The 14,770-nt window shown below is 69.4% G+C and carries 18 protein-coding genes; 11 read left to right on the top strand and 7 right to left on the bottom strand.

Annotation, left to right across the window (positions count from 1 at the left end; all coding sequences use genetic code 11):
- Positions 1 to 37 precede the first annotated feature (37 nt).
- Genes thiE through EV647_RS04425 form a run of 3 tightly spaced genes read left to right on the top strand, consistent with a single transcriptional unit; the run spans position 38 to position 1,523 of the window.
- On the top strand, positions 38 to 676 hold the full coding sequence (gene thiE / locus EV647_RS04435; protein WP_238177026.1) for a thiamine phosphate synthase: 639 nt from the start codon (positions 38 to 40) through the stop codon (positions 674 to 676).
- On the top strand, positions 673 to 1,101 hold the full coding sequence (locus EV647_RS04430; protein ID WP_202876037.1) for a ribonuclease domain-containing protein: 429 nt from the start codon (positions 673 to 675) through the stop codon (positions 1,099 to 1,101). Before thiE ends, EV647_RS04430 begins: the two co-directional genes overlap by 4 nt.
- On the top strand, positions 1,098 to 1,523 hold the full coding sequence (locus tag EV647_RS04425; RefSeq protein ID WP_133998768.1) for a barstar family protein: 426 nt from the start codon (positions 1,098 to 1,100) through the stop codon (positions 1,521 to 1,523). The genes EV647_RS04430 and EV647_RS04425 overlap by 4 nt, the downstream gene beginning before the upstream one ends.
- On the opposite strand, the gene EV647_RS04420 is transcribed toward EV647_RS04425, so the two are convergent.
- Positions 1,506 to 1,859: a DUF4180 domain-containing protein gene (locus EV647_RS04420; RefSeq protein WP_133998765.1), complete on the bottom strand. Its 354-nt coding sequence runs from the start codon at positions 1,857 to 1,859 to the stop codon at positions 1,506 to 1,508. The two genes, EV647_RS04425 and EV647_RS04420, sit on opposite strands and share 18 nt — an antisense overlap.
- A 76-nt stretch (positions 1,860 to 1,935) precedes the next feature.
- On the opposite strand from EV647_RS04420, the gene EV647_RS04415 reads away from it, so the two are divergent.
- Complete coding sequence (locus EV647_RS04415; protein ID WP_133998762.1) at positions 1,936 to 2,355, top strand: helix-turn-helix domain-containing protein; 420 nt, start codon at positions 1,936 to 1,938, stop codon at positions 2,353 to 2,355.
- Here EV647_RS04415 and EV647_RS04410 read toward each other — a convergent pair whose 3' ends face one another.
- The gene (locus tag EV647_RS04410; RefSeq protein ID WP_133998759.1) at positions 2,356 to 3,426 is read right to left on the bottom strand and encodes a polyprenyl synthetase family protein; all 1,071 of its coding nucleotides are present in this window, start codon (positions 3,424 to 3,426) and stop codon (positions 2,356 to 2,358) included.
- 57 nt (positions 3,427 to 3,483) lie between these two features.
- Here EV647_RS04410 and metF point away from each other — a divergent pair, with 57 nt between their 5' ends.
- Together metF and EV647_RS04400 are read left to right on the top strand one after the other, a co-directional pair.
- Positions 3,484 to 4,401, top strand: coding sequence for a methylenetetrahydrofolate reductase [NAD(P)H] (gene metF / locus EV647_RS04405; RefSeq protein WP_133998755.1), 918 nt, complete (start codon positions 3,484 to 3,486; stop codon positions 4,399 to 4,401).
- Positions 4,402 to 4,405: 4 nt separating this feature from the next.
- Positions 4,406 to 4,936: a histidine phosphatase family protein gene (locus tag EV647_RS04400; protein WP_133998752.1), complete on the top strand. Its 531-nt coding sequence runs from the start codon at positions 4,406 to 4,408 to the stop codon at positions 4,934 to 4,936.
- Positions 4,937 to 4,942: 6 nt separating this feature from the next.
- Here the strand turns inward: EV647_RS04400 and EV647_RS04395 are convergent, their stop codons facing one another.
- The 3 genes from EV647_RS04395 to EV647_RS04385 form a co-directional block, all read right to left on the bottom strand.
- Positions 4,943 to 7,114, bottom strand: coding sequence for a UvrD-helicase domain-containing protein (locus EV647_RS04395; protein ID WP_166679789.1), 2,172 nt, complete (start codon positions 7,112 to 7,114; stop codon positions 4,943 to 4,945).
- 154 nt (positions 7,115 to 7,268) lie between these two features.
- Complete coding sequence (locus EV647_RS04390) at positions 7,269 to 8,576, bottom strand: NAD(P)/FAD-dependent oxidoreductase (RefSeq protein ID WP_133998746.1); 1,308 nt, start codon at positions 8,574 to 8,576, stop codon at positions 7,269 to 7,271.
- Positions 8,576 to 9,187 carry a DUF4126 domain-containing protein gene (locus tag EV647_RS04385; protein ID WP_133998743.1) on the bottom strand — a complete coding sequence of 204 codons (612 nt, stop codon included), beginning with the start codon at positions 9,185 to 9,187 and terminating at the stop codon, positions 8,576 to 8,578. The genes EV647_RS04390 and EV647_RS04385 overlap by 1 nt, the downstream gene beginning before the upstream one ends.
- 163 nt (positions 9,188 to 9,350) lie before the next feature.
- On the opposite strand from EV647_RS04385, the gene EV647_RS04380 reads away from it, so the two are divergent.
- Both EV647_RS04380 and EV647_RS04375 read left to right on the top strand, forming a co-directional pair.
- Complete coding sequence (locus tag EV647_RS04380) at positions 9,351 to 11,273, top strand: N-acetylmuramoyl-L-alanine amidase (protein ID WP_133998740.1); 1,923 nt, start codon at positions 9,351 to 9,353, stop codon at positions 11,271 to 11,273.
- Between the two features lie 10 nt (positions 11,274 to 11,283).
- Complete coding sequence (locus tag EV647_RS04375; protein ID WP_133998737.1) at positions 11,284 to 12,018, top strand: nucleotidyltransferase domain-containing protein; 735 nt, start codon at positions 11,284 to 11,286, stop codon at positions 12,016 to 12,018.
- Between the two features lie 3 nt (positions 12,019 to 12,021).
- On the opposite strand, the gene EV647_RS04370 is transcribed toward EV647_RS04375, so the two are convergent.
- The gene (locus tag EV647_RS04370; protein WP_133998734.1) at positions 12,022 to 12,492 is read right to left on the bottom strand and encodes a YbaK/EbsC family protein; all 471 of its coding nucleotides are present in this window, start codon (positions 12,490 to 12,492) and stop codon (positions 12,022 to 12,024) included.
- 10 nt (positions 12,493 to 12,502) lie between these two features.
- Positions 12,503 to 13,066 (bottom strand): DM13 domain-containing protein, encoded by a 564-nt coding sequence (locus tag EV647_RS04365; RefSeq protein WP_133998730.1) that lies wholly within the window; start codon positions 13,064 to 13,066, stop codon positions 12,503 to 12,505.
- A gap of 364 nt (positions 13,067 to 13,430) precedes the next feature.
- Here EV647_RS04365 and EV647_RS04360 point away from each other — a divergent pair, with 364 nt between their 5' ends.
- The 3 genes from EV647_RS04360 to EV647_RS04350 are packed head-to-tail and all read left to right on the top strand — an operon-like array spanning position 13,431 to position 14,714.
- Positions 13,431 to 13,940, top strand: coding sequence for a DUF6504 family protein (locus EV647_RS04360; RefSeq protein WP_133998727.1), 510 nt, complete (start codon positions 13,431 to 13,433; stop codon positions 13,938 to 13,940).
- A complete protein-coding gene (locus EV647_RS04355) occupies positions 13,937 to 14,410 on the top strand; it encodes an SAV_6107 family HEPN domain-containing protein (protein WP_133998724.1) in 474 nt (157 codons plus the stop codon). Before EV647_RS04360 ends, EV647_RS04355 begins: the two co-directional genes overlap by 4 nt.
- Before the next feature lie 31 nt (positions 14,411 to 14,441).
- Entirely contained in the window at positions 14,442 to 14,714 is a 273-nt protein-coding gene (locus tag EV647_RS04350) for a hypothetical protein (protein WP_133998720.1), read from the top strand.
- Positions 14,715 to 14,770 lie beyond the last annotated feature (56 nt).

The raw sequence follows: 14,770 nt of genomic DNA, 5'->3' as shown, positions 1-14,770 counted from the left end.
AACCTTACGTCTGGCGCGGCATGGCAGGCTTTGGGGTGTGACTGACCACACCGACCGTCTTGCGGATGCCCGGCTCTACCTGTGCACGGATGCGCGCGAGAAGCAGGGCGACCTCGAACAGTTCCTGGACGCCGCGCTGGCCGGCGGCGTGGACATCGTGCAGCTCCGGCAGAAGGAGATGGAGGCGGCCGACGAACTGGCCGCGCTGGAGGTGTTCGCCGACGCGTGCCGGCGGCACGGCAAGCTGCTGGCCGTCAACGACCGCGCTGACATCGCATTCGCCGCGGGCGCCGACGTACTGCATCTGGGACAGCGTGACCTGCCGGTGCATGCCGCTCGCGCGATCGTCGGGCCCGGTCCGGTCGTCGGGCGCTCGACGCACACGTTCAGCCAGGTGAACGCCGCGGCCGACGAGGTGGGCTCGGACTACTTCTGTGTCGGGCCGACCTGGGCGACCCCAACCAAGCCGGGGCGTCAGGCCGCCGGTCTGGACCTGGTCTCGTACGCGGCCGGTCGCAAACAGTCGAAACCGTGGTTCGCGATCGGTGGCATCGATCTGGAGCGGCTGGACGAGGTACTGGACGCGGGGGCCACGCGCGTGGTCGTCGTACGGGCGATCACCGAAGCGGAGGACCCGGGGGAGGCGGCCGCCGAGTTCAGTCGGAGGCTTCGGTGATCAACAACCCGAAGGCCGCACGGATCGTCGCGGTCGTGGTGATCGCCATGCTGGTGATCACCCTGGCGGCGTCGCTGTTCGGCTGTTCGGCCGACAAGAAGGCGTCGTCGGGTGACCTCGATCCGACGAGCGGTCTCAAGTACGTCGCCGTCGCGGACCTGCCGAAGGAAGGCAGGGACACGCTGAAGCTGATCGACCAGGGCGGACCGTACCCGTACAGCCGCGACGGTGTGGTGTTCGGCAACCTGGAGAAGATCCTGCCGAAGCACGACCGCGGCTACTACCACGAGTACACGGTGAAGACGCCGGGGGAGAAGGACCGAGGCGCCCGCCGCATCGTGATCGGGAACGCCGGCGAGCGTTATTACACGGACGACCATTACAAGTCCTTCCGCCGGATCGCGGAAGACGGGGGAACTTCATGACCTCGCTGAGCACGTTGCTGGCCGAAGGGTTGCGGCCGGGTGTTTACCGTTGGCCGTCCGCCCCGGGTGTTGCCGACGTACGCCGGGATGCTGCCGCCGCCGGGTTCGGGTTCGTGCTTCTCGACACCGCCGAGATCCACGACAAGACCGGCTTCCTCGACCTGTGTGCGACCGCGTTCGACCTGCCGCGCTGGTTCGGCCGGAACTGGGACGCGCTCGCCGACTCGCTGAGCGACCGGTCGACGGGCGCGCCCGAGGTCGTGTTGTGGACCGGGCTGCTGCACCTGCTCGAACACGACCACGACACGGTCGACGTCGCGCTCCAGATCTTCGCCGAGGACACCACGAACTCCGGCCAGCTCCGGGTGCTCATCGCCGAGACGGAAACACCTGACCTGCTGAGCTCACTGCCGGTCCTGTAGCTGTTCCTCCAGTTCGCCGAGGTCCGCGGCGAACAGCAGATTGCGACCGCGGTTGCTCTCCCGCACCCAGTCCGCGAGCGGCTTGCTCGCCGCGACCCGCTCCGAGATGTCACCGACGACAGCCAAGCCCATCCGGTACATCACGAACTTCTGCGTGATCGCGCCCGCGAACCCAGTGCTCAGCTCGAAGAACGCGTCGCCCAACTGCTCCGGCGCAAACGCGACCCACTCGGCCTGATGCGCGTAATGCGCGTCGACGATCAGCTGCACGGCGTCGCTCTCGTCGCCGAGCGATGTGTCACTCACGTGGACCCGCACTCCAGCCAGTAGCTCCATGTACCTCAAAATACCTTAAGTGCCTCTAATCAGCTATTTATAGGGAATTCTAAGGAACGTGCCTTACGCTGAGAAGATGGCCCAGGAGCTGTATTCGGTGGAGCAGGTGGCGAACCAGCTGGGCCTGCACGTTCGGACGATCCGGAACTACGTCCGCGACGGGCGCCTGAAGGCGGTGCGGATCGGGAAGCAGTACCGGATCACCCGCGAAGACCTCGAGAAATTCACCGGTACGCCGGCCGCCGTGATCGAAGTCGACCGCTCCGCGCGGCACGTCGAGGCGTCCAGCATCGTGCACATCGACGCGGTCGACCGCGCCACCGCGGACCGCCTCAGCACGCACATCCACGGCGCGCTCAACCAGCCCGAAGCGGTCAACCTCAAGGCCGAGACGATCTACGACGAGGAGCGAGCCGTCCTCAAGGTCATCGTCCTCGGCAACCTCCCGGCCACCGCAGACCTTCTCCGCCTCATCAACATGCTGGCGGAGCAGTAGCTAGACCACCCGCGAGGTCGCAGCGACGGCCAGGTCCGTGAGGGCCTTGCGGGCGACGTCGTCGGCCAGGGGAGCGCGGTCGAGGGCGTCGAGGGCGTCCTCGGTGCGGTCGGTGATGAGGTCTTCGCAGGCCTGTACGGCGCGAGAGTCCTGGAGGATCTCGCGGAGCAGTTGGATCTCGTCGTCGTCGAGGTCCGGGCGCCCGAAGAGCCGGTCGAACTCGGTCAGCTGGATCTCCGACGCGTGGTCGACGGCGTACGCGATCAGGACCGTCCGCTTGCCCTCACGCAGATCGTCCCCCGCCGGCTTGCCCGTCACCGCTGGATCCCCGAACACCCCGAGCAGGTCGTCCCGCAGCTGGAACGCCTCGCCCAGCGGCAGCCCGTACCCGGACAGCGACGAGATCAATTGCGCGTCCCCTCCGGCCAACGCGGCACCGACGTGCAGCGGCCGCTCGATCGTGTACGTCGCCGACTTGTAGCGCAGCACGCGCAACGCCAGGTCCATGTCCGACTCGCCACTCGCCTGCGCGAGCAGATCGAGGTACTGCCCGGCCGTCACCTCGACCCGTACGGCGTCGAAGTACTGCTCCGCCCGGGCCAGTGCCGCCGCGTCGAATCCCGACGTGTGCAGCAGCTCGTCGGCCCAGATGAGGCACAGGTCGCCGAGCAGGATCGCGGCGCCGACGCCGAATCCGACCGGATCCGCACCGTGTCCGGACTTCGCGGACCGTCCCCGCTGCAGCGCCTCGAACCGGCGATGCGCGGCCGGCGCACCCCGTCGTACGTCCGAGGAATCCATCACGTCGTCGTGCACCAGCGCGCTGACGTGCAGCATCTCCAGGCTCGCCGCGGCGGTCAGGATCGGTTGGGCCGGATCGCCGCCCGCGGCCCGGAAACCCCAGTAGCAGAAGGACGGACGCAACCGCTTGCCGCCGCTGGTCGCGTCCCGTGCGGCCTGCACCTGCTCGGCCAGCTCCGGGCCGATCGCCGTCAGCCGCTCCTCCTGCTGGTCGAGGAACCCGCTCAGTGCACGCTGGATCTCGGCCGGGATGTCCACATCGCCATACACGTCTCGGAGCGTAGTCGGTGGGCAGACGCGACTGGCCACCGCGGGTAACCTGACGTCATGGCGAACGGTCTTCCTTCGACGCTTCCCGGCGGTGCGCCGACGATTCGCGAGCTGCTGGCGTCCGGAGACCGGTCCTTCTCGTTCGAGTTCTTCCCACCGAAGACCCCCGAGGCGGAGGAGGTGCTGTGGCGGTCGATCCGCGAGATCGAGCAGCTGCGCCCGACCTTCGTCTCGATCACGTACGGCGCCGGCGGGACGACGCGTGACGGCACCATCCGGGTCACCGAGCGGGTCGCGCAGGACACGTCGCTGACGCCGCTCGGGCACCTGACCTGCGTCGCGCACTCCCGCGACGAGCTCCGCTCCGTGATCGGCGCGTACGCGGGATCCGGGGTCCGCAACATGCTCGCGCTCCGCGGCGACCCGCCGGGCGGACCGAACCAGCCGTGGGTCGCGCACCCTGAAGGCCTCAACCACGCCACCGAGCTGGTCGAGCTGATCCGTTCGCTGGGCGACTTCTGCGTCGGCGTCGCTGCCTTCCCCGACAAGCATCCGGAGGCGGCCTCGCTCGAGGCGGACGCGCAGGTGCTCGCCGCGAAGGCGCAGGCCGGCGCCGACTACGCCATCACGCAGATGTTCTTCGGCGCCGACGACTACTTCCGGCTCGTCGACCGCGCTGCCGCGCTCGGCTGCGAGATTCCGGTGCTGCCGGGCATCATGCCGGTCACGAACATCAAGCAGATCCAGCGGATGGCCGAACTCACCGGCATGGCGCTGCCGACCGCCGTCACCGACCGGCTGCTCGCCGTCGAGGACGACCCGGCCGCCGTGCGCGAGGTCGGTGTCGAGATCGCCACCGAGTTGTGCGAACGCTTGCTGGCGGGCGGCGCGCCCGGCATCCACTTCATCACCCTGAACAGATCCACGGCAACGCGTCAGGTGTTCCGCAACCTCACGGCAGCCGTCGTATCCTGACCCAATGGCTGACCCGTCGGACCTGTTGATCGACCGCACTCTCGTCCTGCTCCGGCATGCCAAGGCGGTGCCGCCGGAGACGCTGCCGGATCTCGAACGCCCGCTGGCCGACCGCGGCCGCGCCGACGCGAGCGCCGCCGGCCGGCACCTCGTTGCCCAAGGCATCGAAGCGGACCTGGTCCTGTGCTCGCCGTCGAAGCGCACCCGCGAGACCTGGAAGTACGTCGCCGAGGCCGGCGTCACTGCGAAGGACGTCTGGTACGACAAGCGCCTCTACAACGCCGACACCGACGGCATCCTGGACGTCGTCCACGAGACCCCGGCCGAGGCGCGCACCGTGATCGTCGTCGGCCACGCGCCGGGCATCCCGTGGCTTGCCGACGAGCTCGCACTCGACGGCACCAGCCCCGAGCGCGTCGAGCTCACCCAGAAGTACCCGACCACGGGCCTCGCGATCCTGCACCTCACCACCCGCTGGGCCGACCTCGCGGCCAACGACGCCGACCTGGTGTCGTACGTCGTACCGCGCGCCTGAGGGACCCTAGGACGGCAGCCAGCGGGTCGTGCTGTTGACGGTGATGAGGCGCTGGGTGGCGCGGGTGAGAACCACGTAGAGAGCTCGTACGCCGCCCAGTGTGTCGCTGACGATCCGGTCCGGTTCGACGACGACCACGGCGTCGTACTCGAGGCCCTTGGAATCCAGCGGGCTGACCGCGACGACCCGCGGGTCGTTCAGCTCCGCGAGGACCGGGTCGACGACCGGGCGGAGCGCCGGCGGCACGATGACGCCGACAGTGCCCTCGACCACCTGGAGCAGTTCGACCGCCGCGTCACCAGCGGCCTCGGCGACCTTGCCGGCGTCGAAGATCCGGTGCTCCGGCTCCACTCCGGTACTGCGGACCGCGTTCGGCAGGTCCGCGTCCGGGATGGACTGCCGGATCACCTCGCCGGCGAACGAGTAGATCTCGGCCGAGTTCCGGTAGTTGGTGGACAGCCGGAACGCGTGCCGCTGCAGGTGCGACAGCATCGAGTCCATCGCGGCCCGCGCCTCGTCCGGGTCGGGCCAGGAGCTCTGCGCCGGGTCGCCGACGATCGTCCAGCTGGCCTGCGGTCCGCGCCGCGTCACCATCCGCCACTGCATGGGGGAGAGGTCCTGCGCCTCGTCCACCAGCACGTGCGCGTACTCCTCCGGCTCCTCGGCCTCCCGTGCCGCAGCAGCCCGGACGCGGCGCTCTGAGGTGGTCAGTACTTCGTTGACGCCGTCCGACAGCCCTTCGAGCCAGTCGAACTCCTCGTCGTTGTTCTCCACGATCGGAGGACGTCCCAGGAACGCGGTCAGCTCGTCCAGCAACGCGACGTCGGCAATGGTGAACTCATCGGTCGTTCGGATCGCCGTAGCGAGTGCGTCGACCTCAGCGGGGGTCAGGTCGTTGCGGGCCCAGCGCTGAAGGCGGCGGGCGTCACCGAGCCACCGCAGTACCGCTTCCGGGGTCAGCACCGGCCACCACTGGCTGAAGAACGTGCGGAACGCCGGTGTGTCGGCGACACGGTCGCCGAACGCCTCGCGGTCGCCGAGAGGCCCGTTGCGCAGGTCCTCCGGGAACCGCTGCCACAGCGCGGCGATCAGGCCCTTCCGTGCCTCGGCGGCGGCCCGGTTGCGGGCCGTGCGGCGCAGCGCATTCCGTCGTACGTTGTCGAGCTGGTTGGCGTCCAGCTCGACGGTGGCGCCGCCGAGGAAGATCCGCAGGTTCGTCGGCGCGTTCGGCACCCGGTCGCGGGCGGCACGTGCCAGCACCGCGCGCATCCGCAGCGAGCCCTTGATGGCAGCCGCTGCGGCGTTGTCGACCGCAGTAGCCTTCACGCCGTCGACCAGCTCGCCGACAGCACGCAGCGAGACCGTGTTCTCACCGAGGCTCGGCAGCACTCGCTCGATGTAGGCCATGAACGCGGCCGACGGTCCGACGACCAGTACGCCGCCACGCTCGAAGCGGCGGCGGTCGCTGTACAGCAGGTACGCCGCGCGGTGCAGAGCGACCACTGTCTTGCCGGTGCCCGGTCCACCGCCGATGACGGTGACGCCGCGGGCTGGTGCCCGGATCGCCTCGTCCTGCTCGGCCTGGATGGTGGCGACGATGTCGCGCATCGTGTGCCCACGGGCCCGCGACAACGAGGCCATCAGCGCGCCCTCGCCCATCACCGGCAGGTCCTCCGGCGCCCGCTCCGGCGCCAGCAGGTCGTCCTCGAGACCGACGATCCGCGCCCCCTTGTTCCGCAGCACGCGGCGCCGGACGACCTTCTGCCGGTCCGTCGGGGTCGCGCGGTAGAACGGCTCGGCCGCGGGCGCGCGCCAGTCGATCACCAGCGGTTCGTACTCGGCGTCGCGGACACCGATACGCCCGACGTACAGCTTGTCGAGCCCGTCCGCGGTCGTGGCGGCCGGCTCGTCGTCGCCGTGGTCGGAGTCGAGCCGGCCGAACACCAGGCCCTCGTGCTCGGCGTCCAGCTCGGCGATCCGGCGCGCGGCGGCGAACACCAGCACGTCGCGCTCGTACAGACCGGTCTGCTCCTCGTCGCGGACACGCCCGACGTTCTGCGCCTGGCCGCGCTGGTGGCCTTCGACCGCGATCCGGGACGCCGACCGCGCGGCCTCCTCGACCCGGCCGTAGACCCGGTCGACATGCTGTTGCTCCGCCGCCAGCTCAGCACGCTCCACACCATCAGGGCCGTCAAGGCCGCCATGGTTGTCGTGATCGGCCGATGTGGGGGTTTGATCCACCGAGGTCCTCTCTACGGCCGGGACCCGCCCCGACTCAGAACACAGGAACAACCAATCTTAGTTGGCTTCCCTGTCCAACCACACAGCGGTCTCAGGCCTTCCCGATGGCGTCGGCCACGATGGCGGCGCCGAGTGTGGTGGCGGGCACACCGGAGCCCGGGTGCGCGCCCGCTCCGACGCAGTACAGGCCCTTCACCGGCGAGACGTTCGCGGCCCGGCGACGGGCGGTCTTGTAGCCCTCCCAGGCCACACCGGTCCACCACGACGGCGACGTCTGCCGCGACACCACGTTCTCCCGGACAGGCAGGCCACGGGCGACCAAGAGGTCGAGTACGTCGTCAGTGGGGTAGCCGTGGACCAGCACGGACCAGGCCTGGTGCCCGGCGGGTGCTGTGCCACCTGTGCGGACGACCACGGTCGGCGTCCCGTGCAGCACGGTCTCGAACGGCAGCTGCGGCACCGGGTCCTTCAGACCGAGATGTACGACGTACGCCGCCTGCGCCTGGTGTGTCGACAGGATCCGCTTACGGGTCTTCTTGGCGACGGGGTCGTCGACGAACGACTCGTACAGGACCCGCGGATCGACGTCGCTCACCACGATGTCTGCGAGCAGCTCCTCACCGTCAGCGAGCCGTACGCCGGTCACTGCGCCACCTGACGTCGAGACAGCGACCACCTCTGCACTAGTGCGCACGGTGATCTTCCGCTCGCTGGCGCGCTGCACCAGGGCATCGGCGAGTGCGCCGAAACCTCCTGCGATCGTCCAGCGGCCGAAGGTGCGTTCCAGGTAGGACCAGACGCCGACGTACCCCGGTGTGAGGCCGGCGTCCGATCCGCTTTGGGCTGCGAAGTGCCGTAGTACTGCACGGGCGCGGTCGTCGGTCAGCTCGCGTTGCGCGACCTTCTCCAGTGACTGCCAGGGCTTGAGGGCGCGAATGGTCTTGATCGGCAGCTTGTCCTCGAGCGGTGGCTCCAGTGAGGTCTTGCGGAGGATCTGCCACGTCTCGCCGTACGCGTCGACCAGTGCGGTCCACTGCGCGGCCACAGGTGCACCCGCCAGGTCGGTCCACGCTTCTTCCTGTGCACCGCGGTCGCTGACGGGCAGGTCGAGTACGGAGCCGTCGGTGAACATGTGCCGACGTGGCTCGGACACAGGGTCCAGTTGGACCAGGCTCTCGATCGGACGGCCGCTCTTGCGGAACAGGTCGCGCAGCGCGGCCGGCAGCGTCGTACTGGCGGCGCCGGCGTCCCAGGTGAACCCGTCCGCCTCTACCCGGCCAAGCGCGCCGCCGAGGTGCTCGTCGCGTTCGCAGATGGTCACCTGGTGGCCGAGCTTGGCCAGCCGCACTGCACTCGCGAGACCGGCCAGCCCGGCTCCCACGACAATCACCTTCGCCATCAGACAGCACTGCTCCCAGTTGCAGGGGCACTACGTTTCTCGCGCCACGCCTTGAATCTGACATAACCGCGCCGGATGAACCTGAACGCGAGGTACACCCCGATGAGTCCGAGGATCAGCAGCACACCCGCGATGACGAGCGCGATCTCCGGATGAAAGGCGGCCAACGACATCACACCGGCGACAGCGACGTCCTCACCGGATGACGCGGCGATGTTGGTGACCGGCTCGGGGGAGGTGTTGATCGCGAGCCGCAGACTCGACTTCACCGCGTGCGAGAGCAGCGCCACCACGCCACCGGTGGTCGCGATCAGGGCCTGCTGCAGCGTGCTCGCCTGACCGGACATCAGCGCGGCCAGGACCGCGCCGATCGCCGGGCGGACGACGGTCGAGATCGCGTCCCACGCGGAGTCGACGTACGGGATCTTGTCGGCGACGAACTCGACCGCGAAGAGGACACCCGCGACGATCAGGACCGGGGCCGTGGTCAGCGAGTGCGGGACGTCGTCCGCGCCCGCGAACCGGCCGAGCAGACCGAGAATCAGCACACAGGCATAGGCGTTCACCCCACTGGCCCAGCCTGTCGTGACCGCCAACGGCAGCGCTTCCATCGTCGTACTCCGTAACCCTCGGCACCGGCATGATTTCGTCAGTATCGAACTCGACGACGTGAATTTTGGTTAACCGTTGACATCCGCGTCGCCCCGACCCACAGTGACTAGGCTGCCGGTCTGTGTGACCGGCATCCCGCCCTACGGGTTCAGGAGAACAATCATGCTGCGTCGTCCGAAGATTCTTGCCGCACTCGCTGCGGTAGCGCTGCCGGCCGCCCTGGTCGGCGTGTCGTTGGGAGGTATACCAGCCCAGGCGTCGTCCCCGGCGCCCGCACCGTCCGCCGTCGCCGCGTCGGCGTACAGTGCGGCTGCCGCACAGTACGGCGTACCGGAGTCGGTCCTGCTGGCCGTCTCCTACGCCGAGTCCCGCTGGGACGACCATGCCGGCGCGCCCAGCACGTCCGGTGGCTACGGCCCGATGCACCTCACCGCACTCGGTGCGTCCGAGGTGGCGGACCTGTCCGGGAAGCAGAAGGTCGCCACGGCCGAGTCGTTGCAGACGCTGCAGAAGGCGTCGGAGCTGACCGGCCTCGACCAGAGCGCACTGCGCAACGACGTGACCGCCAACATCAACGGTGGCGCCGCGGTTCTGGCGTCGTACCAGAAGTCGCTCGGCCTGCCGGTCGGCGCGGAGACCTCCCCGGCGCAGTGGTACGGCGCGGTGGCGTCGTACTCCGAGGCGGGGGACAAGGTCGGCGCGGCCGGGTTCGCCGACGACGTCTACTCGATCATGTCCAAGGGTGCGGCCCGTACGACGAACACGGGCCAGCAGATCGTGATGCCTGCGGTCGCCGTGACGCCGGACAAGTCGCAGATCGGCAAGCTGTCGCTGCCGGCCGGTGTGCAGCCGTCCACGTCCGACGTGGAGTGCCCGCCGTCGCTCGGTTGCGAGTGGCTGCCGGCGCCGTACTCGGAGTTCGGAGACGGCGACTACGGGAACCACGACCTCGCCAACCGGCCGAAGACCGGCAAGATCGACTACATCGTCATCCACGACACCGAGGGTGGCTGGCAGGGTGTGCTGAACCTGGTCCAGGACCCGACGTACGTGAGCTGGCAGTACACGATGCGCTCGTCGGACGGCCACATCTGGCAGCACGTGAAGGCCAAGGACGTCGCGTGGCACGCCGGCAACTGGTACGTGAACATGCACAGCATCGGCATCGAGCACGAGGGCTTCGCGGCCCAGGGCGCGACCTGGTACACCGAGGCGCTGTACCGCAACTCGGCCAAGCTGGTGGCCTACCTGGCCGCCAAGAACAACATCCCGCTCGACCGCGCGCACATCATCGGCCACGACCAGGTGCCGGGCACCGTCCCGTCCACGGTCCGCGGCATGCACTGGGACCCGGGACCGTACTGGGACTGGGAGCACTACATGGACCTGATGGGTGCACCGATCTGGGGCAAGTCCGTGTTCCCGGTGCGCGCCGGGTCGATCGTCACGATCAAGCCGGGCTTCGAGGACAACGTCCAGGTGATCACCAACTGCGACACCCCCGGTACGACGTGCAAGCCGCAGGGCACCAACTTCGTCTACCTGCGCCAGGCGCCTGACGACAACGCTCCGCTGGTCAAGGACCTCGGTCTGCACCCTGACGGTTCCAACGGCACCACTGTCGTCTCCGACATGGGCTCCCGGGCCGCTGCGGGTTCTAAGTACGTCGTCGCACAGCGCCAGGGCGACTGGGTAGCCGTCTGGTACCTGGGGGCACTCGCCTGGTTCAAGAGCCCGGCGTCGGCTCCGGACGCGTTCGCGAAGCCGGGTCTCGTCGTGAAGCCGAAGGCCGGTCTCACGTCGGTGCCGGTGTACGGCCGTGCCTACCCGGAGCAGTCGGCGTACCCGGCCGGGATTCCCTACCAGACGGTGACGCCGCTGCAGTACTCGATCGGTGCTGGGCAGGCCTACCCGGTGGGTGACCTGGACATCGAGACCGACTACTACCGTGCGGTGACGTTCGCCGGGCAGCCGCCGACGGACCACGTGCAGGTGCTCGGAACGGACAAGTACTACCAGATCTGGTTCGGCCACCGGATGGCCTACGTACGGGCCGCCGACGTGGACGTGCGACCAGCCGTTTAATCTGTCTGCCGTGATCGACGAAGCCGTCCAGCCCTTGCTGGACGGCTTTGTCACGTCCGTCCGTGAAGTCGCTGCTGTAGAAGCGGTTTGGCTGCACGGTTCACTGGCGCTGGGGGACTATCAACTGGGGCGAAGCGACCTGGACGTCGTCGCCGTCGTCTCTTCGCCGCCGACCCAGGCTGTGGCCGACCTGCACCGGAAGCTGATCAGCTCGGACCCCTTGGCGGCCAAGCTGCACTGCTCCTACATGCTCAAGTCCCAGCTGGCCGACGCCTCGGTGCGGCACCCGACGTTCGCGCAGGGGCGGTACTTCGACCGCCCGGTGACGCCGGTGACCCGCCGGGAGCTTGCTATCGGCAACCGAACGCTCTACGGACCGGCCCCGGGCCAGTTGCTGCCGGCGACCACCGACGAGGAACTGTTCGCGTTCATCCGCCGCGACCTGCGGGAGTTCTGGCTGCCTGCCACCCGGAAGCGGAGCAACTGGTACGCCGACATCTGGGTCGACCTCAGCCTGCTCACGATCGCCCGCGCACACGTCACGCTGGCCACCGGCGACCTGATCACCAAGCGCGCCGCCTTCGACGTCCTGCCCCGTCTCGGGGCGCCCGCGGACGTCGTCGAGGACATCAGGCGCCGCCGCTACGGGACGGATGTCCGGACCGGCCCCTGGTGGCGGCACACCCGCGCCGGGCTCGCCCGGCGCTTCGTCCGGACCGCGATTCCCGCCGTACTCGGTCGGTAGTGCTCAGTTGACCGTCATCGGCGTGCCGTCGGTCAGCTCGAGGAGTTCGGCGTACGTCGTGGGGAACACCGAGTGCGGGATGCCCGCGGCAGCCCAGATCACCGGGTACTGCTCGAGCGCGGTGTCGACGTACGTCGGAACGCGGCCCGGGTGCCCGACCGGGGCGACGCCGCCGATCGACTGACCGGTGTGCTCCTTGACGAACTCCGGCGTGGCTCGCTTCAGCTTCGCGATCCCGAGCTCGGCCGCGACCTTGGCGGTGTCCACCCGGTGTGCGCCCGAGGTGAGGATCAGCACCGGGGCGCCGTCGCCGTCGAAGATCAGGCTGTTCGCGATCGCGCCGACCTCGCAACCGAGCTCGGCCGCCGCGGCCGCCGCGGTCGGCACCGCCTCGTCCAGGATCACGATCTCGCCGGTGGCACCGGCCGCCGCCAGGGCGTCCGCCACCTTCTGCACATTGGGATGACTGCTCACGGATCTGAGCTTATGCGAGGGCGGCGGCGCCGAACGAAACGTTGAAACGGTCGCACCAGATCGCGACGCTGCGGAAGCTCCCCAGCTCGAGGTCGCGGGGGATCACGTAGTTCTGGTTGCCGTGGTTGCCCTTGAGGCTGCCCAGACTGCGGTACTTGCCGTCGTCGAAGACGTGCCAGCCCGCGCGGCCCGGAACGACCCCGGCGTCGCTCAGCCAGACCTTGAGGTCCGGGCCGTCGGAGGTGTCGAGGTTCTCGAGCCGGAGGATGCGGCTGCCGTCGGGGAGAGCGAGCACGGCGACCGTGCCGGACGTCCGGTGTTCGTGCGTGATCAGCTTCCCGGTCAGGAGCACCTTCGGCCGCGGCCGCGGTTGCGACGTCGGTTGCTCCGGCTCGACGGAAACTGTCGGTGGCGTCGTCGACGATGAAGTCGTGGAGATCGGAACAGCGCCGGGCACCGCCTCGTCGACGACCTTGTCGGTGGCGAGCCGCCACGGCTGGAAGAGCGGCAGCGCGACCGCTGCCACCACGACGGCGACCGCCGCCGCGGCGATTCCGGCTGTCCGTTTCCGCATCGTGCGTCCCTTCGCCTCGGTGCTTCCAGTCTGGCGGCCGGAGCCCTGCCGCGGCGACGCGCCGAGGTTACGGACCGTTGACGACTGTCGGCGGGCGGCGCTACGCTTCCATTGTTCGAACAGATGTTCGATTGCCTCGGTCCCGGTTTCGTCGGGAGGCCGGACCGAGGTGAGCCGGACAGCTGAACGGCTCCGGTGCGGAGTTGCGGCCGCATCGGAATCCGGTGGTCCCGGCGGGCCGGGCACCGGGGTGGTCCTCGACCCCCACCCCGTGTCCACCCGCCGGGCCGCCGACTCGGGGCCCGGTCCTCGACGCAGAGCCAGATCTGAATCAGCGCCGGGGACGAACAGGAGGCGATGGAGCATGTGGGAGTTCGACGACGCCGTCGAGGTGCACACGGTGCCCGTGGACGGTGTGCAGACCCCCGACCAGTTCCTCTGGCGCGGCCGGCTCTGGCGGGTCCGCGCGCTCAGGTCCCAGTGGACCGAGACCGCCGCCTGGTGGGAGCGCGGCGTCATAGGCACCGGCCAGATTCACGACCCCCGCGCCCACGCCGGTTCGCTCGCGCGGATCGATGCGGCCACCGTCGCCGAGGCGTGCTCGGCGGCCCGTACGACGTCTCGTCCGGCCCGGACGCACACAGCCGGCGTGGCAGCGGCGGCCACCCCCCGTTCGCGCGCCGCTGCCACGCTCCCCGCACCGGACGGCAGGACCCCGGCAGCGGTCGGCGTGCTGGACGCGGAGTGGGGACCGGAGCGAGCGGTCTTCCGCGTCGAGGCCGGCTGCGGAAGGTACGGGCGGCAGGAGATGTTCGATCTCGCCCACGACCCGGTCTCGGGTCGTTGGCAACTGGAAAGGGTGAGCGACCGATGACTGTTTCACCGGTATCGCCGGCCGCGGCCGGCGCGGCCAGCCGAGACCTGTCCCGTGCCCGCGCCGCCCTGGCCGAGGCAACGGAGACCACCGACCACCTGATCCGCTACTCGAGCGCGCATGTCGCGGCGCTCCGGGTCGCGGCCGCGGTGCTCGCTGTCCGCGCCCGTCCGGTCCGCTCGAGCAGCCGCCGCAGGATCCAGCGCAACGCCTGGGTGCTGCTGGCGGAGGTCGCGCCCGAGTTCGGCGAATGGGCCACGTTCTTCGCCGCCGGCGCCGCCCAGCGTGCCGCCGCCGAGGCCGGCCTGGTGCGCGCCGTCAGCACCCGCGAGGCGGACGACCTGGTGCGCGCCGTCGACACGTTCTACACCCAGGTGGAAGCCAGCCTGCGCCTCTCCACCACCCCGGTGCTCACCGCGACCACCGACCCTCAGTCCGTCCTGACCCAGCCCTGGATGCAAGCCAGCTAGATCCCACCCATGCTGTGAGGAGATCCCGACAGTGAGCGAACCATCGAGAGGTCTGGGCAAGGACCTGTGTGGTCGCGTCCACGCCCTCACCGGCGCCGAGTGCTACCTGCCGGACACGCATTACCCCCGACCTCACCAGGCGCTGTCCGGCGACGCCTGGCACGACGGCCTGTGCACGCAGTGCGCCGGCTCCGGCATCCAGTCCGAGGACCGGTCCGGCATCCGAGCGGACTTTCTGTGCCCCACCTGCAACGGCACCGCCTTCGAACCCCTGACCCTTCCCGAGACCTACCAAGCCGGCTGAGTCACCAAAAGCTGTTCAGAAAGGTGTTCAAAGGTCGGCCGGACAGCGTCTAAGGT

It is taken from the genome of Kribbella sp. VKM Ac-2566, assembly GCF_004366005.1.
Lineage (GTDB): Bacteria > Actinomycetota > Actinomycetes > Propionibacteriales > Kribbellaceae > Kribbella > Kribbella pratensis.
The sequence above is the reverse complement of the archived record's forward strand: the minus strand, read 5'-3'. Positions and strand labels throughout refer to the sequence as shown.

Bases quoted from the DNA above. Each gene is read 5' to 3' on its own strand.
- EV647_RS04425 (WP_133998768.1), top strand. From the start codon at position 1,098: ATGACCTCGCTGAGCACGTTGCTGGCCGAAGGGTTGCGGCCGGGTGTT.
- EV647_RS04420 (WP_133998765.1), bottom strand. From the start codon at position 1,859: ATGGAGCTACTGGCTGGAGTGCGGGTCCACGTGAGTGACACATCGCTC.
- EV647_RS04415 (WP_133998762.1), top strand. From the start codon at position 1,936: ATGGCCCAGGAGCTGTATTCGGTGGAGCAGGTGGCGAACCAGCTGGGC.
- metF (WP_133998755.1), top strand. From the start codon at position 3,484: ATGGCGAACGGTCTTCCTTCGACGCTTCCCGGCGGTGCGCCGACGATT.
- EV647_RS04400 (WP_133998752.1), top strand. From the start codon at position 4,406: ATGGCTGACCCGTCGGACCTGTTGATCGACCGCACTCTCGTCCTGCTC.
- EV647_RS04390 (WP_133998746.1), bottom strand. From the start codon at position 8,576: ATGGCGAAGGTGATTGTCGTGGGAGCCGGGCTGGCCGGTCTCGCGAGT.
- EV647_RS04385 (WP_133998743.1), bottom strand. From the start codon at position 9,187: ATGGAAGCGCTGCCGTTGGCGGTCACGACAGGCTGGGCCAGTGGGGTG.
- EV647_RS04380 (WP_133998740.1), top strand. From the start codon at position 9,351: ATGCTGCGTCGTCCGAAGATTCTTGCCGCACTCGCTGCGGTAGCGCTG.
- EV647_RS04365 (WP_133998730.1), bottom strand. From the start codon at position 13,066: ATGCGGAAACGGACAGCCGGAATCGCCGCGGCGGCGGTCGCCGTCGTG.
- EV647_RS04360 (WP_133998727.1), top strand. From the start codon at position 13,431: ATGTGGGAGTTCGACGACGCCGTCGAGGTGCACACGGTGCCCGTGGAC.
- EV647_RS04355 (WP_133998724.1), top strand. From the start codon at position 13,937: ATGACTGTTTCACCGGTATCGCCGGCCGCGGCCGGCGCGGCCAGCCGA.